Origin of the sequence: Pseudomonas sp. UBA6315, from assembly GCF_002438125.1 — a bacterium.
GTDB lineage: Bacteria > Pseudomonadota > Gammaproteobacteria > Pseudomonadales > Pseudomonadaceae > Aquipseudomonas > Aquipseudomonas faucium.
In genome coordinates, this window is the sequence record NZ_DJTF01000093.1 from 1 (window position 1) to 23,601 (window position 23,601).

Sequence of the window (23,601 nt, forward strand, 5' to 3'; positions counted from 1 at the left end):
GCCGAATCCATTGAATTTCATAAAAAAATTTGAGGAGCACGAGATGCGCGTAATTCTGCTGGGAGCTCCCGGGGCCGGTAAAGGTACTCAGGCAAAGTTCATCACCGAGAAGTTCGGTATTCCACAGATCTCCACCGGTGACATGCTGCGTGCCGCCGTCAAGGCCGGCACCCCACTGGGCCTGGAGCTGAAGAAAGTCATGGATGCTGGCCAGCTGGTCTCCGACGAGCTGATCATCAGCCTGGTCAAGGAGCGCATCGCCCAGCCTGACTGCGCCAATGGCTGCCTGTTCGACGGCTTCCCACGCACCATTCCGCAGGCCGAAGCCATGGTCGCGGCCGGTGTCGACATCGACGCCGTGGTCGAAATCGCCGTCGACGATGAAGAAATCGTCGGCCGCATGGCTGGCCGCCGCGTGCACCTGGCGTCGGGCCGCACCTACCACATCCAGTACAACCCGCCGAAAGTGGAAGACAAGGACGACGTCACCGGCGAAGACCTGATCCAGCGCGACGACGACAAGGAAGAAACCGTTCGCCATCGCCTGTCGGTCTACCACAGCCAGACCAAGCCGCTGGTGGACTTCTACCAGAAGCTGTCGGCTGCCAATGCCGGCAAGCCGAAGTACAGCCACATCGAAGGCGTGGGTTCGGTCGAAGCGATCACCGCCAAGGTCCTGGCAGCCCTGAGCTGATCCAGCACCGTGCGTCACAACGGCCCGCTTGCGGGCCGTTGTCGTTTATACTGCCGCTCTTTTTCACTCGCACCTGGATACCCGTTCGATGACCACCCTGCTGGCCCTGGATACCGCCACCGAAGCCTGTTCCGTCGCGCTGCTGCATGACGGCAAGGTAACCAGCCACTACGAGGTGATCCCGCGCATGCATGCGCAAAAGCTGCTGCCGATGATCAAGCAGCTGCTGGGCGATGCCGGTGTGGCGCTGAATGCCCTCGACGCCATCGCTTTCGGCCGTGGCCCGGGTGCCTTCACCGGCGTGCGCATCGCCATCGGTGTGGTCCAGGGCCTGGCCTTCGCCCTCGAGCGCCCGGTGCTGCCGGTGTCCAACCTGGCGGCGCTGGCCCAGGGCGCGCTGCGCGAGCATGGCGTGCAGCAGGTGGCAGCCGCCATCGATGCGCGCATGGATGAGGTGTACTGGGGTTGCTACCAGGCGGTGGACGGCGAAATGCGCCTGCAAGGCCAGGAGGCCGTGCTGCCGCCCGAGCGCGTGGCCTTGCCTGAAGGGAGCAATGGCGACTGGTATGGCGCCGGTACCGGTTGGGGCTATGCCGAGCGCCTGGCCGTGCAGGCCAGCGCCAGCAACCCGGCGGCACTGCCCAACGCGCTGGACATCCTCAGCCTGGCGCGTTTTGCCTGGGCACGCGGCGAGGCAATCGTCGCCGAGCAGGCGCAACCTGTGTACTTGCGCGATAATGTAGCTACGCCCAAAGCCCGTTAGGTGCTGTTCGTCGGTTATAGCGGTTGTCGATAAAACCTTTGGCGCGAACTGTGGTCCAGTTATCACTCGAGCATTAGCGATGGAACTCTGATGCTGCTAAATTGCCATCATTGGTCCTGAGTGCTCACTTCATGCGTATCGACGGTTTCTCATCGCAGTCCTACCCGGTCAAGCGCGCCCCGCGCAAAGCGGCAGTGCGCGATGAAGCCATCGACGATGCCGAGCTGGTCGAAGAGGGCGAAGTGGTTCAAGAGGCGGCACCACGCCGCCGCCCCGGTGGCCTGCCGGCCCGCCCGCAAGACATGGTCTTCCCCCGCGCCCGCGATCGTCGCACTGCCACGGCGCTGGCCAGCTACCTGAGCACGGCCGGCTTTACCGACTGGGACATGGAAGTCATGGGGCTCGACCTGTACATTTGAGGGATGAGTCCATCCCACCTGCCTTACTTTCTCGGTTGCCCGTCATGGAGTGAAAACGGCTGGCGCGAGTACCTGTATCCCGCTGACGCCCGCTCCTCGCAATACCTTGGCCTGTACAGCCAGGTGTTCAATGCGGTCGAGGGCAACACCACCTTCTATGCCCGCCCTGCACCTGGCACCGTTGCGCGCTGGGCGCAGGCGATGCCCGCGCACTTTCGCTTCACTGCCAAGTTTCCCCGTGATGTCAGCCATGAGGGCGACCTGCGCGAGCGCCTGGAAGCGGCGTGCGAGTTCACCCGGCTGTTGGCGCCGCTGGGCCTGCGTGTTTCACCCTACTGGTTGCAGTTGCCCGCCCAGTTCGGCCCGCCGCGCCTGGCCGAGCTGAGCCAGTTTCTCGATGAAGTCGGCGTGCCGGTGGCGGTCGAGGTGCGCCACCCGGCGTTCTTCGCCAAGGGGGAGGAAGAGCGCTTGCTCAACCGCCTGCTGCGCGAGCGCGGCGTGGAGCGCATCTGCCTGGACCCACGCGCCCTGTTCAGCTGCACCTCGCGCGAGGCCGCCGTGCTCGACGCGCAAGCCAAGAAACCCAAGGTGCCGCCGCGCCCTGCGGCGTTCAGCCAGCACCCGCAGGTGCGCTTCATCGGCCATCCCGAGCTCGAAGCCAACGAGCCTTTTCTCACGCCCTGGGTGGAAAAGATCGCGGGCTGGATAGAAGAAGGCCGCAGCCCCTACATCTTCCTGCACACCGCCGACAACCGCCTGGCCGCCGCGCTGGCCCAGCGCTTCCACCAGCGGCTGATGGCGCGCCTGCCTGGCCTGGCAGCATTGCCGGAATTGCCGCGCGCTCCCGAGGTCGAACAACTGGGACTACTCTGACTTTTCCCCGACCACCCGGAGGTTGTGACCATGGATGTACAAACCCTGCGTGCCGAAGCCTTCAAGGCGCTGCACGAGCGTGATGGCGCCTTCGTCATCCCCAACCCTTGGGATGCCGGCTCCGCCAAGCTCCTGGCGAGCCTGGGCTTCGAAGCGCTGGCCACGACCAGCGCCGGCCTTGCCTTCGGCCTCGGGCGGCCGGATGCCGAGGGGGCCTTAAGCCTCGATGAGACGCTCGACAATGCCGGGCATATCGTCGACGCCACGGCCCTGCCGGTGGCCGCCGACCTGGAAAACGGCTTTGGCGACCTGCCTGAAGACTGTGCCCAGACCATCCTGCGGGCCGCCGAAGCTGGCCTGGTGGGCGGCTCGATCGAAGACGCCAGCGGCCGCAGCGATGCGCCGATCTATGACTTCGGCCTGGCCGTGGAGCGCGTGCGCGCCGCCGTGCAGGCCGCGCGCGGCTTGCCGTTCCCGTTTACCGTGTGTGCCCGCGCAGAAAATTTGCTGCACGGGCGCATGGACCTGGACGACACCATCCTGCGCCTGCAGGCCTACGCCGAGGCGGGCGCCGATGTGCTGTATGCCCCGGGGCTGCGCAGCGTCGATGAAATTCGCGCGGTGGTGCAGGCCGTGGCGCCGAAGCCGGTGAACGTGCTGATGGGCCTGGCCGGGGTGCCGCTGAGCGTCAACCAGCTGCAGGACCTGGGCGTGCGCCGCATCAGCGTGGGCTCGTCGCTGGCCCGCGCGGCGCTCGGGGCACTGCAACGTGCGGCGCTGGAAATTCGTGATCAGGGCACCTTCAGCTATGGCGAGCATGCGCTGCCCTTCGCCGAGCTCAACGACCTGTTCCGCCGCTGAGGTGGCGTGCGCGCACTGGCCTGGCTGTGCGGCCTGCTGCTGATCGCGGCGGGCCTGGCCTGGCAGTACGGCGGGCGCCTGCCGGACGCCTGGAACCCCTGGGCAGTGCTGGACGTGCGCCAGCCGCCGAACCTGCTCACGCCCTTCAAGCTCTCGCGCCTGCGCGACGACCCGGCCTTGTGCCACCAGGCCCTGCAAACCAGCGAGCTGCGCTACAAGGCGCAGGCCGATAGCCCGGCCACCGCCAGCTGCCCACTGCGCAATGTGTGGCGTATCGAGCAAGGGCAGGCGCGGCTGAGCAGCAGCTTTCTTGCCAGCTGCCCGCTGGCGGTGGCGTATGCATTGTTCGAAGTGCATGGCCTGCAACCGGCGGCGCAGCGGGTGTTCGGCCAGCCCGTGGCGCAGGTCGAGCACCTGGGTAGCTTTGCCTGTCGCAACGTCTATCACCGCAAGCAAGGGCGCTTGAGCCAGCACGCCACGGCCAATGCCCTGGACATCAGCGGCTTTCGCCTGCAGAGCGGCGAGCGCATCCTGCTGGCGCGGGACTGGCAGGCGGGTGGGCAGAAGGCGCAGTTCCTGCGTGAAGTGCAGCAGGCGGCGTGCGAAAGCTTCAGCACGGTACTGGGCCCGGACTACAACGCTGCCCACCACAACCACTTTCACCTGGACATGGGGCGCTGGCAGGTCTGCCGCTGATTTCAGGCGTGGACGCGAACGTTGTTCAGCACCACCGGGCGTGCCCAGTGGGTGTCGAATTCCAGGTCGTTCTGCTGCTGGGCCAGGGTGGCTGGCGCATAGGGCTCGGGCGCAGGGTCGAGCAGGTTCATCTCGAATTCGGCGATCGGCAGGTGCAGCGGGCGCGGCGACGGTGCCGGGCCAGGTTGCCCGAGAGGGTGGCCCTGGCTCATCACCACAGGGCGCAGCCAGCTGTTGCTGAGGTCAAGCTGGCGCTGTTGCTGGATCATCTCGGCAGCGCTGAACGGCTCGGGGGCCGGCTCCAGCAGGTTGGCTTCGAGTTCGGCCTTGGGCAGGAACAGCGGCTCGGGCGGGGCAATGATGGTGTCCTGCACCGGGCAGGCGCGCTGGGCATCGATCAGCGCCAGGGCCTTGGCCCCACCGATCGGTTCGCCGCTGTCCTGGTCGTACTGCACCAGCGCCTGGCTGAAGGTGTCGGGTTGTTCCGCTTGCTGCTCGGCCATGGCGCGGGCGAAGAAATCCTGCCACAGGTGGCTGACGCCCCCGAGTGCCTGGGTATTCTGCCGACCGTAGTTGCCGACAGGCGACAAGTAGGTCAAGCCGATGGGAAGAGTATCTGTCATGGCAGTCGCGCGCGTTGTGCTCTGGCAGAATAGCGGGATATTGCCTGTATCGGCCGAGGTGGCCGATTCATTAAGGGCTTGGTTGGTTTTTTTGGGTGTGAACGATGGAAGAGCAAGGCACGGGTATCAGGGTCGAGGCGATGTCGGCCGAGTATGCGCAACAGGCTGCGGCATGGGCCGAGCGCCTGGGCTTGCCGCTGCAGGACGAGGCCGCCGGTTTCGCCGTGCAGGTGGGCGCCGAAGGCTTGCAGATCCAGCAACTCGGCCCGCAGGCACCGGGGCCGGTGCGGGTGGACTTCGTCGAAGGCCAGGCCGCGCATCGGCGCCAGTTCGGCGGTGGCAACGGGCAGATGATCGCCAAGGCCGTGGGCATTTCCCAGGGCGTGCGGCCGCAGGTGCTCGATGCCACGGCAGGGCTGGGCAAGGATGCCTTCGTGCTGGCCAGCCTGGGTTGCCAGATGACGTTGATCGAACGCCAGCCGCTGATTGCCGCCTTGCTCGAGGACGGCCTGGCGCGCGCCCGCTCGGATGATGAAGTGGGCCCGATCGTGGGCCGCATGCGCCTGCTGACCGGCAATGCGATCGAGCGCATGCGCAGCTGGGAAGGGGAGGCGCCGCAGGTGATCTATCTCGACCCGATGTTCCCGCACCGCGACAAGAGCGCGCTGGTGAAGAAGGAAATGCGCGTGTTCCGGCCCTTGGTCGGTGATGACCTGGATGCGCCGGCGCTGCTTGAGGCGGCGCTGGCGCTGGCCAGCCACCGGGTGGTGGTGAAGCGCCCGCGCAAGGCGCCGATCATTGATGGGCCCAAGCCCAGCCATAGCCTGGAAGGCAAGTCGAGCCGGTATGACATCTATCCGAAGAAGGCCTTGAAGGCCTGACTTGCATCTGGTGCTGACTGCACTGGCCCCATCGCCGGCAAGCCGGCTCCTACAGGGCTCTGCGTGGCATCTGTGGGAGCCGGCTTGCCGGCGATGGGGCCAGTGCAGTCAACCACTGGTTCAAGGCTGAAACGCCCGAACGAACACCCCCACCACCTCACGCACATGGGCCTCGATCTCTTCACCTTCCAGTGGCCCCGCGCACCCCAGCAGCAACCGGTAATCCGGTGCCCCCTTGACCAGGCAGAAGAAGTGCTCGGCCGCCCGCAACGGGTTGTCGATACGCAGCAACCCACGCTCGTCGATCTCGCGCAGCAATGCCTCCATGCCGGCCAGCACCCGCTTGGGCCCCGCCTCGTAGAAGAACTCGCCAAAGCCCGGATCCTGGCTGCCCAGGGCCATGATCAAGCGGCACAACTTGACGGCCTCGTCACTGCTGATCAACGCCTGGAAGCTGCGCGCGATGTGCAGCAGCACCTCTTCAACCGGCGCACCCTCGGGGTACTCGAAGATCAGGTCGGGCAGCTGGTTCTGGCAGGTGGCCATGACCGCCGAACCGAACAGGGTCTGCTTGTCGGTGAAGTGGCTGTAGACGGTGAGCTTCGAAACACCTGCCGCCGCCGCGACCGCATCCATGCTGGTGTTGGCATAGCCAAGGCTGAGGAACAGGCTCTTGGCGGCTTCGAGGATCGCCTCGCGTTTGGCGAGGTCCTTGGGCCGGCCTGGGCCGATGGGTGCGTCGTTGGGCATTGGAGTCCGCATCTGGTTGAAGGGGCGCACATCTTACCGGCTAAGCGCGCTGGCGGCTGTAGGTGGGCGACCAATCGTTAATGTTGATTTTCTTTCCGACGCTGGCTTCCCGGCCTCGGTTCCCTGACTTAATATACTCGCCAGTATAAATATTCGATGCGCCCGTCGCGAAAGGATTCATCATGTTGCGTCAAGCCTTGTCCCTTGCGTTGCCCGCTGCCGCCGCCCTGCTGCTCGCGGCCTGTGGCCAGGAGGCTGCCGCGCCCGCCGCGCCGCGCCCGGCCCTGGTGGTCCAGCCACAGCCTGCCGAAGCCGCCGCCGACAGCTACCCTGGCGAAGTGCGCGCGCGCTTCGAGCCGGAGCTGGCCTTTCGCATTGGCGGCAAGGTGAGCAAGCGGCTGGTGGAGGAAGGGCAGCGGGTCAAGGCCGAGCAGCCGCTGGCCGAGCTCGACCCCCAGGACGTGCGCCTGCAGCTGGAAGCCAACCGCGCCCAGATGGCCGCCGCCGAAGCCAACCTGGCGCTGGTGCGCGCCGAGCGTGACCGCTACCAGAAGCTGCTGGAGCGGCAGATGGTCAGCCACTCCCAGTACGACAATGCCGAAAACCTCTACCGCGCCGGCCTGGCCCGCCTGAAGCAGGCCAAGGCCGAGTTCGACGTGGCCGGCAACCAGGCCGAATACGCCGTGTTGCGTGCACCACAGGCCGGGGTCATCGCCAAGCGCCAGGTCGAGGTCGGCCAGGTGGTGGCGGCCGGGCAAACGGTGTTCACCCTGGCCGCCGACGGCGAACGCGAGGTCGCCATCGGCCTGCCGGAGCAGCAGTTCGCCCGCTTCGCCGTGGGCCAGCCGGTCAGCGTGGAATTGTGGTCGCACCCCAACCAGCGTTTCGACGGGCGGATCCGCGAGTTATCGCCTGCTGCCGACCCGCGTTCGCGCACCTTCGCCGCGCGCATCGCCTTCACCTCGGCCAAGGCGCCCGTCGAGCTTGGCCAGAGCGCGCGGGTGTTCATCGCCCATGACGGGGTGATCCCGCTGGCGGTGCCGTTGTCGGCAGTGACGGCAGAAAGCGGCCAGGCCTATGTCTGGCGGGTCAACCAGGACAGCCGCCTGGAGCGCGCCATGGTGCGCCTGGGGCCTTACGGCACAGACAGCGTGCCGGTGCTCGAGGGCCTCAAACCCGGCGACTGGGTGGTCGCCGCCGGCGGCCATGTGCTGCGCGAAGGGCAGGAGGTGCGACCTGTGGATCGCACCAACCGTGTGGTGAACCTGACGGCCAAGGAGTAAGTCCCGATGGGTTTCAACCTTTCCGCCTGGGCGCTGCGCAATCGCCAGATCGTACTGTTCCTGATGATCCTGCTGGCTGCCATTGGCGCCATGTCCTACACCAAGCTGGGCCAGAGCGAAGACCCGCCGTTCACCTTCAAGGCCATGGTCATCCGCACCCTGTGGCCCGGTGCCACGGCCGAGGAAGTGTCGCGCCAGGTAACCGAGCGCATCGAGAAGAAGCTGATGGAAACCGGCGAGTACGAGAAGATCGTCTCGTTCTCCCGGCCGGGCGAGTCCCAGGTCACCTTCATGGCCCGCGATTCGCTGCACTCCAAGGACATTCCCGAGTTGTGGTACCAGATCCGCAAGAAAGTCGCGGACATTCGCCACACCTTGCCGCCAGAGATCCAGGGGCCGTTCTTCAACGACGAGTTCGGCACCACCTTCGGCAATATCTACGCGCTGACCGGCGCCGGCTTCGACTATGCGGTGCTCAAGGACTATGCCGACCGCATCCAGATCCAGCTGCAGCGGGTCAAGGACGTGGGCAAGGTCGAGTTGCTCGGGCTGCAGGACGAGAAGATCTGGATCGAGCTCTCCAACCTCAAGCTGGCGACCCTCGGCGTGCCGCTGGAGGCCGTGCAGCAAGCGCTGCGCGAGCAGAACGCGGTAAGCACCGCGGGCTTCTTCGAGACCCCGAGCGAACGCCTGCAGTTGCGGGTCAGCGGGCGTTTCGACAGTGTCGAGCAGATTCGCCAGTTCCCCATTCGCGTGGGTGATCGCACGTTCCGCATCGGTGATGTGGCCGACGTGCACCGCGGCTTCAACGACCCACCCGCGCCGCGCATGCGCTTCATGGGCGAGGACGCCATCGGCCTGGCGGTGTCGATGAAAGATGGCGGCGACATCCTGGTGCTGGGCAAGGCCCTGGAGGGCGAGTTCGAACGCCTGGCGCGCAACCTGCCGGCCGGCATGGAGCTGCGCAAGGTCTCCGACCAGCCCGCCGCGGTCAAGGCCGGGGTGGGCGAGTTCGTCCAGGTGCTGGTCGAGGCGCTGGTGATCGTGCTGCTGGTGAGCTTCTTCTCGCTGGGCTTACGCACCGGCCTGGTGGTGGCCTTGGCCATCCCCCTGGTGCTGGCCATGACTTTTGCCGCCATGCACTACTTCGGCATCGGCCTGCACAAGATCTCGCTCGGGGCGCTGGTGCTGGCCCTGGGCTTGCTGGTGGATGACGCGATCATCGCCGTGGAGATGATGGCGATCAAGATGGAGCAGGGCTTCGACCGCTTCAAGGCGGCCAGCTACGCCTGGACCAGCACGGCATTCCCGATGCTGACCGGCACGCTGATCACGGCCGCCGGCTTCCTGCCCATCGCCACCGCCGCATCCAGTACCGGTGAATACACCCGCTCGATCTTCCAGGTGGTGACCATCGCGCTGCTGACCTCGTGGGTCGCGGCCGTGGTGTTCGTGCCGTACCTGGGCGAACGGCTGCTGCCAGACCTGGCCAAGCTGCATGCGGCGCGCCACGGCAGCGGCGCGCCAGACCCTTATGGCACGCCGTTCTACCAGCGCGTGCGGCGCGTGGTGGAGTGGTGCGTGCGGCGGCGCAAGACGGTCATCCTGCTGACCATCGCCGCCTTCGTCGGCAGCATCCTGCTGTTCCGCTTCGTGCCCCAGCAGTTCTTCCCGGCCTCCGGGCGCCCTGAGCTGATGGTCGACCTGAAGCTGGCCGAAGGCGCGTCGCTGGCCAATACCACCGAGCGGGTCAAGCAACTGGAGGCGCTGCTCAAGCAGCAGGATGGCATCGACAACTATGTGGCCTACGTGGGCACCGGCTCGCCGCGTTTCTACCTGCCGCTGGACCAGCAACTGCCGGCCGCAAGCTTTGCCCAGTTCGTGGTGCTGGCCAGGTCGATGGACGACCGCGAACGCCTGCGCAGCTGGCTGATCGACACCGTCGACCAGCAGTTCCCCGACCTGCGCGCCCGCGTCACGCGCCTGGAAAACGGCCCGCCGGTGGGTTACCCGGTGCAGTTCCGGGTCACCGGCGAGCATATCGAGAAGGCCCGCGCGCTGGCCCGCGAGGTGGCCGACAAGGTGCGCGAGAACCCGCATGTGGTGAACGTGCACCTGGACTGGGAGGAGCCGAGCAAGGCGGTGTTCCTGGAAATCGACCAGGACCGCGCGCGCGCCCTGGGCGTGAGTACCTCCAGGCTGGCGAGCTTTCTGCAGAGCTCGCTGACCGGCACCACCGTCAGCCAGTACCGCGAGGACAACGAGCTGATCGAAATCCTTTTGCGCGGCACCCCACGTGAGCGCAACGAGCTGGGCAACCTCGGCAGCCTGGCGTTGCCCACCGACAACGGCCAGAGCGTGGCGCTGTCGCAGGTGGCGACCCTGGAGTACGGCTTCGAGGAAGGCATCATCTGGCACCGCAACCGCTTGCCGACGGTGACCGTGCGCGCCGATATCTACGACAAGGAACAGCCTGCGAGCGTGGTCAAGCAGATTGCTCCGACCTTGCAGGCGATCAAGGACAAGCTGCCCGATGGCTACCTGCTGGAGGTGGGCGGCACGGTCGAGGACTCCGAGCGCGGGCAGCGCTCGGTGAATGCCGGCATGCCGCTGTTCATCGTGGTGGTGCTCAGCTTGCTGATGATCCAGCTGCGCAGCTTCTCGCGCACGGTGATGGTGTTCCTCACCGCGCCCCTGGGGCTGATTGGCGTGACCTTGTTCCTGCTGGTGTTCCGCCAGCCGTTCGGGTTCGTCGCCATGCTCGGGACCATCGCCTTGGCGGGGATGATCATGCGCAACTCGGTGATCCTGGTGGACCAGATCGAGCAGGATATTGCGTCAGGGATGGACCGCTGGCAGGCGATCATCGAGGCCACGGTGCGGCGCTTCCGGCCGATCGTGCTGACCGCGCTGGCGGCGGTGCTGGCGATGATTCCGTTGTCCAGGAGTGTGTTCTATGGGCCGATGGCGGTGGCGATCATGGGTGGGTTGATCGTGGCCACGGCGTTGACCTTACTGTTCTTGCCGGCGCTGTATGCGGCTTGGTTCAGGGTCAGGAAGGGCTGAGGATTGCAGGGGAGGGCTTTGCCCTCCATTCGCCGGCAAGCCGGCTCCCACAAAACCCGTGGGAGCCGGCTTGCCGGCGATGGGCTGCAAAGCAGCCCCTTGGCCATCACAGGGCGCCAAACACCTTCTTGGCAAGGCTGGTAGCCGCCTGAGCCGGGTTCTGGCGAATGCTCTGCTCCTGCTTGCCAATCATCTCGAACAACCCGTCCAGGGCCTTTTCGGTCACGTAGTTCTCGATGTTGGCGTCATTCTTGATCAGCCCAAGGCCCTTGGCCTGGCCGGCAAAGCTGTTGTATTGCTGGGCCAGGCCGACCTTGTCGGTGGCTTGCTTGACGATGGGCAGGAACTTGGCGCGAATCTGCTCGCGGCTGCTCTTGTTCAGGTATTGGGTGGCCGACTCGTCGCCGCCGCTGAGAATGCCCTTGGCGTCGCTGACGCTCATGTTCTTCACCGCATCCACCAAAATTGCCTGGGCTTGCGGCACCGCGGCTTCGGCGGCCTTGTTCATGCTGGTTTCCAGGGCGTCGACCTGGTCACCCTTGCCGAACATCTTCATGGCCTTGGCAGCCTTGCCGAGGTTGCCCGGCAGCTCGATGCGCACATCCGGGTTGTTGTTGAAGCCACCGGGGGTGCTCAGTTGCTTGACGGCCAGCTGGGCGCCTTGGGTGAGGGCGTCCTTCAGGCCGCCGGTGGCGTCTTTCTGGCTCAGGTCGCCAAGCGACAGGGCCAGGGCGCTGGCCGACAGCAGCAGGCCGGCGCACAGCGTGGAGAAGCGCAGGGAAGTGCGAATCATGAAGCGTTCCTTCTAAACGAAAACAAAAAGCGCGTCAGCGCACCGGATCGACCTTGATCCGCACAGGCTGCGAGTCGCTGCCGTCGAGCTTGACGCCGTGGTGTTCGGTATTGATGAACAGCAACTTGCCGTCCAGTTCGATGCGGGCGCTGACTGCATAGCGGTGGCCGGGCTTGATCTGCGCCGGGTCATAGCTGAGGTGGAAGGGCAGCGGCACGTTGCCTTTGACCGGGCCGGCCTGGCTGGCCAGGGTCACGGCGGGGGCGTCCATCAGCGACACGTCCTGCAGGCTCACGCTCAAGGTCGCGGCTGGCGGCAGGGCGATGCGCTGCAGGTAGAAGACTTCACCGTCCAGGCTGGCCTGGGTCGATGGGGTATGGCTGGAACAGGCTGCGAGCAAGGATGCGCAACACAGCATAAAGAGCTTTTTCATGGAATCTCCGTGGTCCTTTGGGGTTGGCTTTTGGCCAACCCCAGGGACTTTAGCGGATTTTTCCCACGGATGAAGCCATCAGAGGATGGAAGTTTCCAACGCATCCTCGCGGTGCAGGGCCACTTGCCGGATCGACAGGCGCAGTTCGGCCGACAACACGCGCTTGGCCACGCCCTCGGCCAGTTCGCCGAGCTTTTCGTGGTAGCCGAGCTTGCCGTCCGTGCCTGGGCGCAGCACGCCTTGCTCGATCAAGGTCTGGATGAAGTGGCGGAACAGCGCCTTGTCGAAGAATTCCGGGGCGTTCAGGCCATGCAGGATCGACAGGCGCTGGGCCATCATCACGCAGAGGTCTTCCAGCGCTTCGGCGCTCAGGCTGTGCTGGCCGCTGTTGAGCAGCAGCGAAGTGGCCATGTAGAAGCGCTGCAAGGTCTGGGTGATGGTGCGGGCGAGCAGGGTCAGCAGGACGAACTGGCGCGAACTCGGTGCCGGGCGAACGAACATGTCGCCCTCCTGGCGCAGCAGGCCCTGTTCGACCAGCGCGGCCAGCCACTGGTCGATCACCTCGTCCAGTTGCTCGGGCTGCCAGCGCAGGAACAGCTCGGCCTGCAGGTACGGGTACAGCGCGTGCACGTACTGGCCGAGCAGTTCGCGGCTCATCCGCGAGCTGCTGTGGAAGAAGCTCGCCAGCAGAGCCGGCAGGGCAAAGATGTGCAGCACGTTGTTGCGGTAATAGGTCATCAGCACCGCGTTGGCTTCATCCAGGTAGAGGATGCGGCCCAGGGCGTCGTTCTGCTCGGCCAGCAGGTCCATGCCCCTGACATGCTCGATCAGGGCCTTGCCGTCACCTTCGGGCAAGGTGGTGTGGGTGGAGTAGGGCACCTTGCGCAGCAGCGCCAGGTACAGGTCGAGCACCCGGGTCAGGGCCTGTTCGTCCAGGGCCAGGCGGCTGGTGGACAGCAGCGCCAGGGCCACCAGGTTGACTGGGTTGACCGCCGCCGCCTCGTTCAGGTGGCGGGCCACCGCGTCGCCCAGGCGGCTGGTGGTTTCGTTGAGCCAGGCCGGGCGGAACTGCGGGCCGTGGTCCTGTTCGCGCCAGCCGGGTTGCTGCTGGTCGAGGAAGCCGGCCAGGCGGATCGGTTCGCCGAAGTTGACGTAGACCTGGCCGAAGCGCTGCTTCAACGCGCCGATCACCTTGAAGATGTCGAAGATCGATTCCTTCTTCTTGCTCGCCCCGCGCAGCTCGCCCAGGTAGGTGCGGCCTTCGAGTACCCGCTCGTAGCCGATGTACACGGGCACGAAGACGATCGGCGTGCGCGAGGAGCGCAGGAAGCTGCGCAGGGTGATCGCCAGCATCCCGGTGCGCGGCTGCAACATGCGCCCGGTGCGCGAGCGCCCGCCCTCGACGAAGTACTCCACCGGGAAGCCTTTGGTGAAGAGGGTGTGCAGGTACTCGTTGAACACCGCCGTGTACAGCGGGTTGCCCTTGAACGTGCGGCGCATGAAGAAGGCGCCGCCGCGGCGCAGCAGGCCGCCGATCAGCGGCATGTTGAGGTTGATGCCGGCGGCGATGTGCGGGGGCGTCAGGCCATTGCGGAACAACAGGTAGGACAGCAGCAGGTAGTCGATGTGGCTGCGATGGCAGGGCACGTAGATCACTTCATGGCCCGGGGCGATGCCTTGCACCTGCTCGATGTGGTTGACCTTGATGCCGTCGTAGATCTTGTTCCAGAACCAGCTCAGCACCACTTCGAGGAAGCGGATGGCGGTGTAGGTGTAGTCCGAGGCGATTTCGTTGCCGTAGCGCAGCGCCAGGGCTTCGGCCTTGGCCTGGGGCATGTTCTCGCGCTGGGCCTGCTCGGCGATGGCCTGGCGTACCTGGGGCGCGTGCACCAGGCCCTTGACCAGGTTGCGCCGGTGCGAGATGTCCGGGCCGATGACTGCGGTCTTGAGGTTGCGAAAATGCACGCGCATCAGGCGCTGGGCCATGCGCACGGTGCGTTCGTGGCCCTTGTTGTGCTGCACCAGTTCGCGCACATGGATGGGGGCGGAGAACTGCACTCGGGTCTTGCGCCCGAGGATGAGGATGGTCAGCAGGCGGCGCAGGCGCCCGGTGACCGCCCAACTGTCGGCGAACAGCAGCTTCCAGGGGCTGGACTCGCTGGCCGGGGTCTGCCCCCAGAACACGCTGACCGGGATGATTTGCGCATCTTCCTCGGCGTGCTGGCTCACCGCAGCGACCACGCGCTCCAGGGTGGGCGGCGCGCCGCGTTTGTCCTGGCGGCCCAGCCAGTCCGGCTCGGGGGTCAGGTAGAAGAAGCCTGCGGGCTCCTGCAGCGAGCCGACGGCCACCGGCAGCACCGGGCGCGGCAGCCCCGCCTTGGTGCATTCGTGATCGAGCACCGCCAGGTCGCTGAGCGACGGCGAGGGCAGGGCGTAGAACACCGGCCGGCTGCGATCGAGGTTGAGGCTCATCGACGACTGGTTGATGGTCTCGGAGCGCACCCACAAGTACAACAGGCGACGCAGGGCGCCGAAGATCAGGCGGCGCAGGGGGGAACGGGTCATGGGGTGTGTGCCCTGGGAGTGTATTCAGGTGGTGATTTTGCAGCGGTTGCAGCTAATTAGTCTGCCGTATCTGCGCAAGTTCAGCAAAAACCTGCAAGCGCCGCCGCAGTCATGAAATTTATTTGTTCTGTGTCATATACTCGGCCTGCCACTTGCAGGATATTTCAGCAAGCGGTGTCGGCACAGGGTGGAGACCCGGTGCCTGCAAGGCGATCTTCACAATAAAAATCCGGAGTAGTTCAGATGTCGTCTCGTGAGACTGGGAATGTTAAGTGGTTCAACGATGCCAAGGGCTATGGCTTCATTCAGCGCGAAGGTGGTGCGGATGTATTCGTCCACTATCGGGCGATCCGCGGTGAGGGGCATCGTACCCTGGTCGAAGGGCAGCGGGTGGAATACGCCTGCGTGCAGGGCCAGAAAGGCCTGCAAGCCGAAGACGTAGTCGGGCTCTGAGCCTCTAGCTACAAGCCTCGAGCTGCAAGTTGACCGTGTAACTTGCAGCTTGATGCGAAGCCTCTTGATGCTCGACGCCTAGCGCGTGTGACTCAAGAGGTGCGCCAGGTGATTTCCTCTTCACCGTCGGCGCTGATGCGGACCCAGCGGTCGGCATCTTCTTCCCCATCTTCCTCGACCCAGCCACCCGGTGCGCAGCGCACTTCCACGCCCAGTGCGGCGAACGCGGCGCGGGCGCAGGCGATGTCATCGGCCCATGGGGTCTGGTCGCTTTCCAGGTACAGGCTGTTCCATTTCCCTACAGCCTTGGGTAGCCAGGTGACCGGAATGTTACCGGCTCGGCATTTGAAGGTCTGGCCCTTCTGTTGCCACTCGCTGCACGGGCCGACCGCTTCGGCCAACCACGCGGCAATTTGCTTGTGGTCGACGTCGGCGTCCTTCAGGTAGATCTCGATATCAGGTTGGCGCATAAGGGCTCCGGGTGTGCTCAGTCTTGGCGCACGAAATAGTCATAACGCATGGAAACCGTGACCTCGAAAGGCTCGGGCTGGTCGATCACCAAGGCCCGCTTTTCGGCGCTGGCACGCCAGCCGTGCGGGGTCATCGCCAGCAGGTCGGCGCGGGCCTTGGGCGCCGCCAGGCTCAGGCGGAACTCGAGGGTTTCGCTGTGGGCGTGGGCCATGCCTGGTGGCACCAGGGCCAGGTGCTTGTCGTCGGCGTAGGGGCGCACTTCATCGTAGAGCACTTCGCGCAGTTCCATCAGGTGGCCGCTGGTCGGGCCGACCCGCATCAGGCCACCGCCCGGGCTGAGCAGGCGCTTGGCCTCGTCCCAGTCCAGCGGGCTGAACACGCTGGCGATGAACTGGCAGCTGGCATCGGCCAGCGGCACGCGGGCCATGCTGGCGACCATCCAGGTTACCGCCGGGTCGCGGCGGCAGGCGCGCTTGACGGCTTCACGGGAGATGTCCAGGGCATAGCCGTCGGCCTCTGGCAGGGCCTGGGCAAGCTGCGCGGTGTAGTAGCCTTCGCCGCAGCCGATGTCGAGCCAGGCGCCGGGCTGGCGCTCGGCGGCCAGCTGCGCCAGGCGGCGGGCCACCGGGGCGTAGTGGCCGGCGTCGAGGAAGTCGCGGCGCGCCTGGACCATGGCCTGGTTGTCGCCAGGGTCGCGGCTGTTCTTGTGCTGCACCGGCAGCAGGTTCAGGTAACCCTGGCGGGCGCGGTCGAAGCGGTGGCCGGCTGGGCACACCACGCCGTTGTCGAGGCGGCTGAGGGCGGCCTGGCAGATCGGGCAGGCGAGCATCAGGCGAGCAACCGGACCAGGGTCTGGTAGTAGATTTCGGTCAGCAAGTCGAGGTCGCTGGCCAGGATCCGCTCGTCGACCTGGTGGATGGTGGCGTTGACCGGGCCGAGCTCGACCACCTGGGTACCCATGGTGGCGATGAAGCGGCCATCGGAGGTGCCGCCGCTGGTGGACGGCTGGGTGTCGCGGCCGGTGACGCCCTTGATGCTGGCCGAAACCGCGTCGAGCAGTTCGCCGGGTTCGGTGAGGAACGGCAGGCCCGACAGGGCCCAGTCGATCGACCACTCCAGCTGGTGCTTGTCGAGGATCGCCGAGACCCGCGCCTGCAGCCCTTCGACGGTCGACTCGGTGGAGAAGCGGAAGTTGAACAGCGCGGTCAGGTCACCCGGGACCACGTTGGTGGCGCCGGTGCCGGAGTTGAGGTTGGAGATCTGGAAGCTGGTGGGCGGGAAGAACGCATTGCCTTCGTCCCAGTGCTCGGCAGCCAGTTCCGCCAGGGCGGGTGCGGCCAGGTGGATCGGGTTGCGCGCCAGGTGCGGGTAGGCCACGTGGCCCTGCTTGCCGCGCACGGTCAGCTTGGCGCCGAGCGAGCCACGGCGGCCGTTCTTGACCACATCGCCAAGCAGGTGGGTGCTCGACGGCTCGCCGACGATGCACCAGTCCAGGCGCTCGTTGCGCGCGACCAGGCGCTCGACCACGGCCTTGGTGCCGTGATGGGCCGGGCCTTCTTCGTCGCTGGTGATCAGGAAGGCGACCTTGCCGCGGTGGTTCGGGTAGTCCTGCACGAAGCGCTCGCTGGCCACCACCATGCTTGCCAGGCTGCCCTTCATGTCGGCGGCGCCACGGCCGCAGAGCATGCCGTCGGCATCGATCAGTGCCTCGAACGGCTCGTGCTGCCACTGCTGCACGGGGCCGGTGGGCACCACGTCGGTGTGGCCGGCAAAGCACAGCACCGGGCCGTCCTGGTTGCCGTGGGTGGCCCAGAAGTTGTCGACATCTTCGATGCGCATCGGCTCGAGCGCGAAGCCCACTGCGCCCAGGCGATGCATCATCTGCGCCTGGCAGTCGGCGTCGACGGGGGTGACCGAGGGGCGACGGATCAGGTCGCAGGCCAGTTGAAGGGTGGGCGAGAGCTCGGCTGGGGCCGTCATGGGGGACTCCGGGGCAAGGCAGGGCGGAAAAACGAGGGGCGTTATCTTATATCAAACGTGGGGCGTCGGCACGGGCCAATGGGGCCGCTGCGCGCCCCAATCGCCGGCAAGCCGGCTCCCACAGGTGCTGCGCAGTTTGTGGGAGCCGGCTTGCCGGCGATTGGGCTGCAAGGCAGCCCCAGCGATCTCAAGCCTGCTGCGTTTCTGCCAGCTTGTCCGCAGGCTTTGGCAACGACGACAACAACGCCATCACCAACGCCGCCAGATACGGCAGCGACTGCACCAGCAACATCGCCACCCAGAAGCGCATGTCCGAACTCGGCAGCCCCTGCACCAGGTAGATGCCGGCCGCAGCCCCCCACAGCAGCAACATGATGAACAGCTCTTCGCGCGCTTCGGAAATCGCCACCAGCACACCATGGCTGTCGGCATTCTTCGGCGTGCGGAAGAACGGCATGCTGCTGGTGAAGAACCCGTACAGCACCGCCTTGGCGATGGTGTGCGACAGCGCAAGGCCGGCCAGCGCCGCGGCGAAGGCATCCTTGAGGTTCACCCCCACCGCGCGGCGGTACAGGAAGATGATCTTGCCCACCTTGAAGAAGAACAGCGCCAGCGGCGGGATGGCGAAGATCATCAGCGGCGGGTCGACCCGGTGCGGCACGATGATCATCGCCGCCGACCACAGCAGGGCGCCGACGGTGAAGAAGATGTTCATGCCATCGGCGATCCACGGCAGCCAGCCGGCCAGGAAGTGGTAGCGCTGGCCACGGGTCAGCTCGCTGCCCTTGCCGCGCAGCAAGGCCGAGGCGTGGTGCTTGATGATCTGGATGGCGCCGTAGGCCCAGCGGAAGCGCTGCTTCTTGAAGTCGATGAAGGTGTCGGGCATCAGCCCCTTGCCATAGCTGTTGTGGGCGTAGGCGGCCGACAGGCCTTTCTCGAACACCCGCAAGCCCAGCTCGGCGTCCTCGCAGATGCACCATTCGGCCCAGCCCAGCTCTTCGAGCACGGTGCGCCGGGTCATGGTCATGGTGCCGTGCTGGATGATCGCATCACGGTCGTTGCGGGTGACCATGCCGATGTGGAAGAAGCCTTTGTATTCGCTGTAGCACAGCTTCTTGAAGGCACTTTCGTGCTGGTCGCGGTAATCCTGCGGCGATTGCACCACGGCAATCTTCGGGTCGGCGAAGTGCGGCACCATGTGCTTGAGCCAGTTGCGGTCGACGCAGTAGTCCGAGTCGATCACCGCGATCACTTCGGCATCCTTGGCGGTGTGCGGGATCAGGTAGTTCAGGGCGCCGCCCTTGAAGCCGGCCAATGGCGCCACATGGAAGAACTTGAAGCGCTCGCCGAGCTTCTCGCAGTGGGCCTTGAGCGGCTCCCACACGGCTGGGTCCTTGGTGTTGTTGTCGATCACCAGCACTTCGTAGTCCGGGTAGTCCAGGGCGGCAAGGGCGTCCAGGGTCTGTTTGACCATCTCCGGCGGCTCGTTGTAGCACGGCACATGCACCGAGACTTTCGGCCGGTAGGCGCTGTCGCCCTGCACCGGCAGAAATTCCCGGCGGCGCTTGTGGATCCACACCGCCTCGGCCAGCTCGTGGGCCTCGGTCAGCAGCACGATGAACACGCCCAGCGCGCCCAATGCCAGCAGCACGCCGACGGTGAGGCTGAACCAGGTGCTGTACTGCTGGCTATAGTCGTAGCCGATCCACACCAGCACCGACCCACAAAGGAAGGTGATGAAGGTCAGGAATGTGCGCCCGCGCTGGCGCAGGGCCGAGCCGTCGATCAGCAGCACGGTCAGGGCGATCATCGCCAGCACCACCGAGGCCACCGCCAGGGCGCGCCATTGCGGGATCGCCACCACCGGCCCTTCGAAGTTGAATTTCTGCTGACGCTCGGCGTTGAACACGCCCCAATACGCACCTACCGAGCCTTCGTCACTGGCCTTCCACGGCTGGTCATAGGCTTCGATGACGAAGTAGTTGTAGCCGCGGCGGTTGAGGGTGTTGACCAGGGTGCGCAGATAGATGGCCTGGTCGGCCTGGGTGGCATCGGCGCCGCCGCGCATGCGGCCGTTGCTCGGCCAGCCGACTTCCGACAGCAGCAGGGGCTTGCGCGGGAACTCGTGCTTGAGCTCGCGGGCCCGATCGAGCACGAACTGCACCGAATCCTTCATCGGCACGAACTCCCAGTAGGGCAGGATGTGCGCCGCGATCAGGTCTACGTGCTTGGCAAGCTCAGGGTGTTCTTTCCAGATGTGCCATTGTTCACTGGTGGTGACCGGCACCTTGACCGCGGCACGTACCCGGTCCAGGTACTGGATCAGCGCCTCGGGGGTGACCTCTTCGCGGAACAGCGCTTCGTTGCCCACCACCACGCGCACGACGCTGCGCGAGGTATTGGCCAGCTCGATGCCCTTGGCGATCTCGCGTTCGTTGCGCTCAAGGTCGGTGCTGATCCAGATGCCCAGGGTCACGCGCAAGCCGAATTCCTCGGCCAGGCGCGGGATTTCCGCCTGGGTGCCTTCGACCGTATAGATACGAATGCTGTCGGTCAGCTTGTTCATCTGCTCCAGGTCCTGGCGCATCTCGTCGTCGCTGGGGTACTGGCCCTTTTGCGGACTTTCGCCGAGGCGGAACGGAGAATACGAGAAGCCGGAGATCTGCTCCGGCCAGGCCGGTGCCGAAACCGGGCGGTTGACCAGGGCCCAGAACCCGGTGAACAGTGCGGCGATGGCCAGCACCACGACCAGGTTGAGGCCGAATTTGCGTGAAGACATTGTGATCCAAATCTGTCCAGGTGATAGGACATTAAAGCAGCATTGATAGGCTCTTTCCTAACGATGGAGCTGAAGGCGGCCACTGGCCTATAATGCGCGCCGATTTTTGCGGCATTGAGCTTCGGGGTAGCAACATGAGCACAGAAGATCCACGCTTCGCCGGCGTCGCCCGGCTTTACGGCGACGAAGGCCTGCAGCGCCTGCGCCAGGCCCACGTGGCGGTCGTCGGTATCGGCGGGGTCGGCTCGTGGGCGGCCGAAGCGCTGGCGCGCAGTGGCGTGGGCGAAATCACCCTGTTCGACCTCGATGACGTTTGCGTCAGCAACACCAACCGCCAGGCCCACGCTTTGGAGGGCCAGGTCGGACGGCCCAAGGTCGAGGTGATGGCCGAGCGCCTGCGGGCGATCAACCCGGCGTGCACGGTGCATGCGGTGGCCGATTTCGTCACCCGCGAGACCATGGCCGAATACATCAGCGAGAACCTCGACGCGGTCATCGACTGCATCGACAGCGTGATGGCCAAGGCCGCGCTGATCGCCTGGTGCCGGCGGCGCAAGATCGCCATCGTCACCACCGGCGGTGCGGGCGGGCAGATCGACCCGACGCAGATCCAGATCGGCGACCTCAACAAGACCTTCAACGACCCGCTGGCCTCACGGGTGCGCTCGACTTTGCGCCGTGACTACAACTTCTCGCGCAATGTCAGCCGCAACTACGGCGTGCCTTGTGTGTTTTCCAGCGAGCAGCTGCGTTATCCCAAGGGCGATGGCAGCGTCTGCCTGCAGAAGAGCTTCGTCGGTGAAGGTGTGCGCCTGGACTGCGCGGGCGGCTTTGGCGCGGTGATGATGGTGACCGCGACCTTTGGCATGGTGGCGGCGAGCAAGGCGGTGGAGAAGTTGGTGGCAGGTGCGCGGCGGCCTTCGGAGCGGGTCAAGGCGCAATAACTGTTTTGCCCCCTCCCACAAAAAACTGTGGGAGTACTTGTGGGAGCGGGCTTGCCCCGCGAATGCCTCACCGCGGATTTCGGGCCAGTTCGGCCATCCGCTGCAGCACCGCATGCAGCCCATTGCTGCGCGACGGCGACAGCTGACGCTCAAGGCCCAGCTGGATGAACCAGCCCTGCAGGTCCAGCCCCGCCAGTTCAGCGCTGGACAACCCCTGCACGCGCACCAGCAACAACGCCAGCAACCCGCGCAACAGCCGCGCATCGCTGCTGGCCTTGAACCGCCATTGCCCCTCGCGCTGCTCGGCCACCAGCCACACCAGGCTTTCACAGCCATGCACCCGGTTGCCTTCGGATTTCTCGGCCTCGGCAAGCGGCGCCAGGGTGTCGCCCATCTGCATCAGCAACCGCGCACGCTGCTCCCAGCCACGCGCCTGCTCGAAACGCTGCAAGGCCTCGTGAGCTTCTACCGGCAAGCTCATCGCAACAGCTCCAGGCCCTGGTCGAGCGCGTCGAAGAAGCGCTGCAGGTCATCGCTGTCGTTGTACAGCGCCAACGACACGCGAATCGCGCCCTCCAGCCCCAAGCCCTTGAGCAACGGCATGGCGCAGTGATGCCCGGCGCGCACGGCAATACCCTGTTCGGTCAAAAGATGAGCGATATCGGCGTTGTGCACACCTTCGACGACAAAACTGGCCAAGGCCGCCTGCGGCGTGCCGAGCACGCGCACGCCTTCGCGATCGGCAAGGCCACGCAGCAGCCCTTGATGCAGGTGCGCCTCATGGGCCTCGACCGCCTGGGCGTCGAGGCTGGCCAGGTAATCCAGGGTCGCGCCCAGGCCGACGACGCCGGCGATCGGCGGGGTGCCTGCCTCGAAACCCAGTGGCGCGGGGCGGAAGCTGGCGCTCTGGTAGTCGGCCAGCTGCACCATCTCGCCGCCGAACTGCCAGTGGCGCAGCAGCGCCAGCGCATCGCTGCGCCCGTACAGCACGCCAACGCCATCAGGCCCGTACAGCTTGTGGCTGGAAAACACGTAGAAGTCGCAGCCCAGCTGTTGCACGTCATGGCGGCCGTGGACCACGCCCTGGGCGCCATCGACCACGGTCAGTGCCCCTTGGGCGCGGGCGTGGGCCAGCAGCGCCGGCAAGGGCTGCCAGGTGCCGAGCACGTTGGACAGCTGGCCAAGGGCAAGCAGCCGCGTGCGCGGGCCGATCAGTTGCAGCGCCTGCTCCAGGTCGATGCGGCCGTGGGCGTCCAGCGGCAGTACCACAAGATGCAGGTTGCGGCGCCGAGCCAGTTGTTGCCAGGGCAGCAGGTTGGCGTGGTGTTCCAGGGCGCTGATGACGATCTCGTCGCCCGCCTCGAAGCGGTGTTCCAGGCCGTAGGCCAGCAGGTTCAGGGCCGAGGTGGCGCCGTGGGTGAAGACGATCTGCTGCGACTGCTCGGCATTGAGCCAGGCGGCCACCTTGTCCCGGCTGGCTTCGAACGCCTGGGTGGCGAGGGCGCCGGGCAGGTGCTGGGCACGGTGCACGTTGGCTGCGCCATGCCCGTAGTAATGGCTCAGGGCATCGAGCAGGGCCTGGGGCTTCTGGGTGGTGGCGGCGCTGTCCAGGTAGGTCTGGTGCTGCCGTTGCAGGGCGGCGATGGCGGGGAAATCGGCACGCCAGGGGGAGGGCTGGAACATGATCACGGGGCCTGGAATGAAAATCGGGTCTGGCGTGAGTGCGCCAGACCCGATCTTAACACTTCGAACCCTTGGGGAGTTCTCAGTTGTGGGCGTGCAGCGCCTCGTTCAGCTCGATCGCCGACTTGTGCGTCTTGCACTCCACCGCGCCGTTGAGCGAGTTGCGGCGGAACAGCAGGTCGGTCTGGCCGGCCAGGTCGCGGGCCTTGACCACCTTGACCAGCTGGTTGTTCTCGTCGAGCAGGTTCACCTTGGTGCCGGCAGTGATGTACAGGCCAGCTTCGACGGTGTTGCGATCGCCCAGCGGGATGCCGATGCCGGCGTTGGCGCCGATCAGGCAGCCTTCGCCGACCTTGATGACGATGTTGCCGCCGCCGGACAGGGTGCCCATGGTCGAGCAGCCGCCGCCCAGGTCCGAACCCTTGCCGACGAACACGCCCGCCGAGACGCGGCCTTCGATCATGCCCGGGCCTTCGGTGCCGGCGTTAAAGTTGACGAAGCCTTCGTGCATGATGGTGGTGCCTTCGCCGATGTAGGCGCCCAGGCGCACACGGGCGGTGTCGGCGATACGCACGCCGGCCGGGACCACGT

23 protein-coding genes are annotated in these 23,601 nt (G+C 65.8%); 11 read left to right on the top strand and 12 right to left on the bottom strand.

Annotation, left to right across the window (positions count from 1 at the left end; all coding sequences use genetic code 11):
• The first annotated feature begins 43 nt into the window (after positions 1–43).
• From adk to B3E94_RS12165, 6 genes are all read left to right on the top strand, one after another.
• On the top strand, positions 44–694 hold the full coding sequence (adk, locus tag B3E94_RS12140) for an adenylate kinase (RefSeq protein WP_286913680.1): 651 nt from the start codon (positions 44–46) through the stop codon (positions 692–694).
• An 88-nt stretch (positions 695–782) separates the two neighbouring features.
• Positions 783–1,457, top strand: a complete 675-nt coding sequence (gene tsaB, locus B3E94_RS12145) for a tRNA (adenosine(37)-N6)-threonylcarbamoyltransferase complex dimerization subunit type 1 TsaB (protein WP_286913681.1) — start codon at positions 783–785, stop codon at positions 1,455–1,457.
• Positions 1,458–1,588: 131 nt separating this feature from the next.
• On the top strand, positions 1,589–1,876 hold the full coding sequence (locus tag B3E94_RS12150) for a hypothetical protein (RefSeq protein ID WP_176513581.1): 288 nt from the start codon (positions 1,589–1,591) through the stop codon (positions 1,874–1,876).
• Positions 1,877–1,879: 3 nt separating this feature from the next.
• Positions 1,880–2,749, top strand: coding sequence for a DUF72 domain-containing protein (locus B3E94_RS12155; protein WP_286913683.1), 870 nt, complete (start codon positions 1,880–1,882; stop codon positions 2,747–2,749).
• A 30-nt stretch (positions 2,750–2,779) separates the two neighbouring features.
• Positions 2,780–3,610 carry an isocitrate lyase/PEP mutase family protein gene (locus B3E94_RS12160; RefSeq protein ID WP_286913684.1) on the top strand — a complete coding sequence of 277 codons (831 nt, stop codon included), beginning with the start codon at positions 2,780–2,782 and terminating at the stop codon, positions 3,608–3,610.
• Positions 3,611–3,616: 6 nt separating this feature from the next.
• Positions 3,617–4,306, top strand: coding sequence for an extensin family protein (locus B3E94_RS12165; RefSeq protein WP_286913685.1), 690 nt, complete (start codon positions 3,617–3,619; stop codon positions 4,304–4,306).
• A 2-nt stretch (positions 4,307–4,308) separates the two neighbouring features.
• On the opposite strand, the gene B3E94_RS12170 is transcribed toward B3E94_RS12165, so the two are convergent.
• The gene (locus B3E94_RS12170; RefSeq protein ID WP_286913686.1) at positions 4,309–4,929 is read right to left on the bottom strand and encodes an energy transducer TonB; all 621 of its coding nucleotides are present in this window, start codon (positions 4,927–4,929) and stop codon (positions 4,309–4,311) included.
• A gap of 104 nt (positions 4,930–5,033) precedes the next feature.
• Here B3E94_RS12170 and B3E94_RS12175 point away from each other — a divergent pair, with 104 nt between their 5' ends.
• The gene (locus B3E94_RS12175; protein WP_286913687.1) at positions 5,034–5,810 is read left to right on the top strand and encodes a class I SAM-dependent methyltransferase; all 777 of its coding nucleotides are present in this window, start codon (positions 5,034–5,036) and stop codon (positions 5,808–5,810) included.
• Between the two features lie 120 nt (positions 5,811–5,930).
• On the opposite strand, the gene B3E94_RS12180 is transcribed toward B3E94_RS12175, so the two are convergent.
• Complete coding sequence (locus B3E94_RS12180) at positions 5,931–6,572, bottom strand: TetR/AcrR family transcriptional regulator (protein WP_286913698.1); 642 nt, start codon at positions 6,570–6,572, stop codon at positions 5,931–5,933.
• 170 nt (positions 6,573–6,742) lie between these two features.
• Here B3E94_RS12180 and B3E94_RS12185 point away from each other — a divergent pair, with 170 nt between their 5' ends.
• Together B3E94_RS12185 and B3E94_RS12190 are read left to right on the top strand one after the other, a co-directional pair.
• Positions 6,743–7,843, top strand: coding sequence for an efflux RND transporter periplasmic adaptor subunit (locus tag B3E94_RS12185; protein WP_286913689.1), 1,101 nt, complete (start codon positions 6,743–6,745; stop codon positions 7,841–7,843).
• Between the two features lie 6 nt (positions 7,844–7,849).
• Complete coding sequence (locus tag B3E94_RS12190; RefSeq protein ID WP_286913690.1) at positions 7,850–10,909, top strand: efflux RND transporter permease subunit; 3,060 nt, start codon at positions 7,850–7,852, stop codon at positions 10,907–10,909.
• A gap of 106 nt (positions 10,910–11,015) precedes the next feature.
• On the opposite strand, the gene B3E94_RS12195 is transcribed toward B3E94_RS12190, so the two are convergent.
• From B3E94_RS12195 to plsB, 3 genes are all read right to left on the bottom strand, one after another.
• Positions 11,016–11,702 carry a DUF4197 domain-containing protein gene (locus B3E94_RS12195; RefSeq protein ID WP_286913691.1) on the bottom strand — a complete coding sequence of 229 codons (687 nt, stop codon included), beginning with the start codon at positions 11,700–11,702 and terminating at the stop codon, positions 11,016–11,018.
• A gap of 34 nt (positions 11,703–11,736) precedes the next feature.
• Positions 11,737–12,135 carry a YbaY family lipoprotein gene (locus B3E94_RS12200; protein WP_176513561.1) on the bottom strand — a complete coding sequence of 133 codons (399 nt, stop codon included), beginning with the start codon at positions 12,133–12,135 and terminating at the stop codon, positions 11,737–11,739.
• A gap of 78 nt (positions 12,136–12,213) precedes the next feature.
• Positions 12,214–14,700, bottom strand: coding sequence for a glycerol-3-phosphate 1-O-acyltransferase PlsB (plsB, locus tag B3E94_RS12205; protein WP_236237302.1), 2,487 nt, complete (start codon positions 14,698–14,700; stop codon positions 12,214–12,216).
• A gap of 243 nt (positions 14,701–14,943) precedes the next feature.
• On the opposite strand from plsB, the gene B3E94_RS12210 reads away from it, so the two are divergent.
• Positions 14,944–15,153, top strand: coding sequence for a cold-shock protein (locus tag B3E94_RS12210; RefSeq protein WP_003252255.1), 210 nt, complete (start codon positions 14,944–14,946; stop codon positions 15,151–15,153).
• Positions 15,154–15,245: 92 nt separating this feature from the next.
• On the opposite strand, the gene B3E94_RS12215 is transcribed toward B3E94_RS12210, so the two are convergent.
• From B3E94_RS12215 to B3E94_RS12230, 4 genes are all read right to left on the bottom strand, one after another.
• Positions 15,246–15,623, bottom strand: coding sequence for a hypothetical protein (locus B3E94_RS12215; RefSeq protein WP_176513557.1), 378 nt, complete (start codon positions 15,621–15,623; stop codon positions 15,246–15,248).
• Positions 15,624–15,640: 17 nt separating this feature from the next.
• A complete protein-coding gene (locus B3E94_RS12220; RefSeq protein ID WP_176513555.1) occupies positions 15,641–16,453 on the bottom strand; it encodes a putative RNA methyltransferase in 813 nt (270 codons plus the stop codon).
• Entirely contained in the window at positions 16,453–17,604 is a 1,152-nt protein-coding gene (gene dapE, locus B3E94_RS12225; RefSeq protein WP_286913693.1) for a succinyl-diaminopimelate desuccinylase, read from the bottom strand. Before dapE ends, B3E94_RS12220 begins: the two co-directional genes overlap by 1 nt.
• Before the next feature lie 187 nt (positions 17,605–17,791).
• Complete coding sequence (locus tag B3E94_RS12230) at positions 17,792–20,383, bottom strand: glycosyltransferase (RefSeq protein WP_286913694.1); 2,592 nt, start codon at positions 20,381–20,383, stop codon at positions 17,792–17,794.
• 134 nt (positions 20,384–20,517) lie between these two features.
• Here B3E94_RS12230 and tcdA point away from each other — a divergent pair, with 134 nt between their 5' ends.
• Positions 20,518–21,327 carry a tRNA cyclic N6-threonylcarbamoyladenosine(37) synthase TcdA gene (tcdA, locus tag B3E94_RS12235; protein ID WP_176513549.1) on the top strand — a complete coding sequence of 270 codons (810 nt, stop codon included), beginning with the start codon at positions 20,518–20,520 and terminating at the stop codon, positions 21,325–21,327.
• A gap of 67 nt (positions 21,328–21,394) precedes the next feature.
• Here the strand turns inward: tcdA and B3E94_RS12240 are convergent, their stop codons facing one another.
• The 3 genes from B3E94_RS12240 to B3E94_RS12250 all read right to left on the bottom strand — a co-directional run.
• On the bottom strand, positions 21,395–21,808 hold the full coding sequence (locus B3E94_RS12240; RefSeq protein ID WP_286913695.1) for a SufE family protein: 414 nt from the start codon (positions 21,806–21,808) through the stop codon (positions 21,395–21,397).
• Positions 21,805–23,010, bottom strand: coding sequence for a cysteine desulfurase (locus B3E94_RS12245; RefSeq protein ID WP_176513545.1), 1,206 nt, complete (start codon positions 23,008–23,010; stop codon positions 21,805–21,807). The genes B3E94_RS12240 and B3E94_RS12245 overlap by 4 nt, the downstream gene beginning before the upstream one ends.
• Before the next feature lie 82 nt (positions 23,011–23,092).
• Positions 23,093–23,601, bottom strand: a 509-nt coding sequence (locus B3E94_RS12250; protein ID WP_286913697.1) for a DapH/DapD/GlmU-related protein, incomplete at its 5' end; no start/stop codon positions are given.

Coding starts and splice junctions, on each gene's coding strand:
- B3E94_RS12195 (WP_286913691.1), bottom strand. CDS start 11,702: ATGATTCGCACTTCCCTGCGCTTCTCCACGCTGTGCGCCGGCCTGCTG.
- plsB (WP_236237302.1), bottom strand. CDS start 14,700: ATGACCCGTTCCCCCCTGCGCCGCCTGATCTTCGGCGCCCTGCGTCGC.
- tsaB (WP_286913681.1), top strand. CDS start 783: ATGACCACCCTGCTGGCCCTGGATACCGCCACCGAAGCCTGTTCCGTC.
- B3E94_RS12185 (WP_286913689.1), top strand. CDS start 6,743: ATGTTGCGTCAAGCCTTGTCCCTTGCGTTGCCCGCTGCCGCCGCCCTG.
- B3E94_RS12230 (WP_286913694.1), bottom strand. CDS start 20,383: ATGTCTTCACGCAAATTCGGCCTCAACCTGGTCGTGGTGCTGGCCATC.
- B3E94_RS12170 (WP_286913686.1), bottom strand. CDS start 4,929: ATGACAGATACTCTTCCCATCGGCTTGACCTACTTGTCGCCTGTCGGC.
- B3E94_RS12155 (WP_286913683.1), top strand. CDS start 1,880: ATGAGTCCATCCCACCTGCCTTACTTTCTCGGTTGCCCGTCATGGAGT.
- adk (WP_286913680.1), top strand. CDS start 44: ATGCGCGTAATTCTGCTGGGAGCTCCCGGGGCCGGTAAAGGTACTCAG.
- B3E94_RS12190 (WP_286913690.1), top strand. CDS start 7,850: ATGGGTTTCAACCTTTCCGCCTGGGCGCTGCGCAATCGCCAGATCGTA.
- B3E94_RS12240 (WP_286913695.1), bottom strand. CDS start 21,808: ATGAGCTTGCCGGTAGAAGCTCACGAGGCCTTGCAGCGTTTCGAGCAG.
- B3E94_RS12210 (WP_003252255.1), top strand. CDS start 14,944: ATGTCGTCTCGTGAGACTGGGAATGTTAAGTGGTTCAACGATGCCAAG.
- B3E94_RS12175 (WP_286913687.1), top strand. CDS start 5,034: ATGGAAGAGCAAGGCACGGGTATCAGGGTCGAGGCGATGTCGGCCGAG.
- B3E94_RS12160 (WP_286913684.1), top strand. CDS start 2,780: ATGGATGTACAAACCCTGCGTGCCGAAGCCTTCAAGGCGCTGCACGAG.
- B3E94_RS12200 (WP_176513561.1), bottom strand. CDS start 12,135: ATGAAAAAGCTCTTTATGCTGTGTTGCGCATCCTTGCTCGCAGCCTGT.
- dapE (WP_286913693.1), bottom strand. CDS start 17,604: ATGACGGCCCCAGCCGAGCTCTCGCCCACCCTTCAACTGGCCTGCGAC.
- B3E94_RS12180 (WP_286913698.1), bottom strand. CDS start 6,572: ATGCGGACTCCAATGCCCAACGACGCACCCATCGGCCCAGGCCGGCCC.
- B3E94_RS12215 (WP_176513557.1), bottom strand. CDS start 15,623: ATGCGCCAACCTGATATCGAGATCTACCTGAAGGACGCCGACGTCGAC.
- tcdA (WP_176513549.1), top strand. CDS start 20,518: ATGAGCACAGAAGATCCACGCTTCGCCGGCGTCGCCCGGCTTTACGGC.
- B3E94_RS12245 (WP_176513545.1), bottom strand. CDS start 23,010: ATGTTCCAGCCCTCCCCCTGGCGTGCCGATTTCCCCGCCATCGCCGCC.
- B3E94_RS12150 (WP_176513581.1), top strand. CDS start 1,589: ATGCGTATCGACGGTTTCTCATCGCAGTCCTACCCGGTCAAGCGCGCC.
- B3E94_RS12220 (WP_176513555.1), bottom strand. CDS start 16,453: ATGCTCGCCTGCCCGATCTGCCAGGCCGCCCTCAGCCGCCTCGACAAC.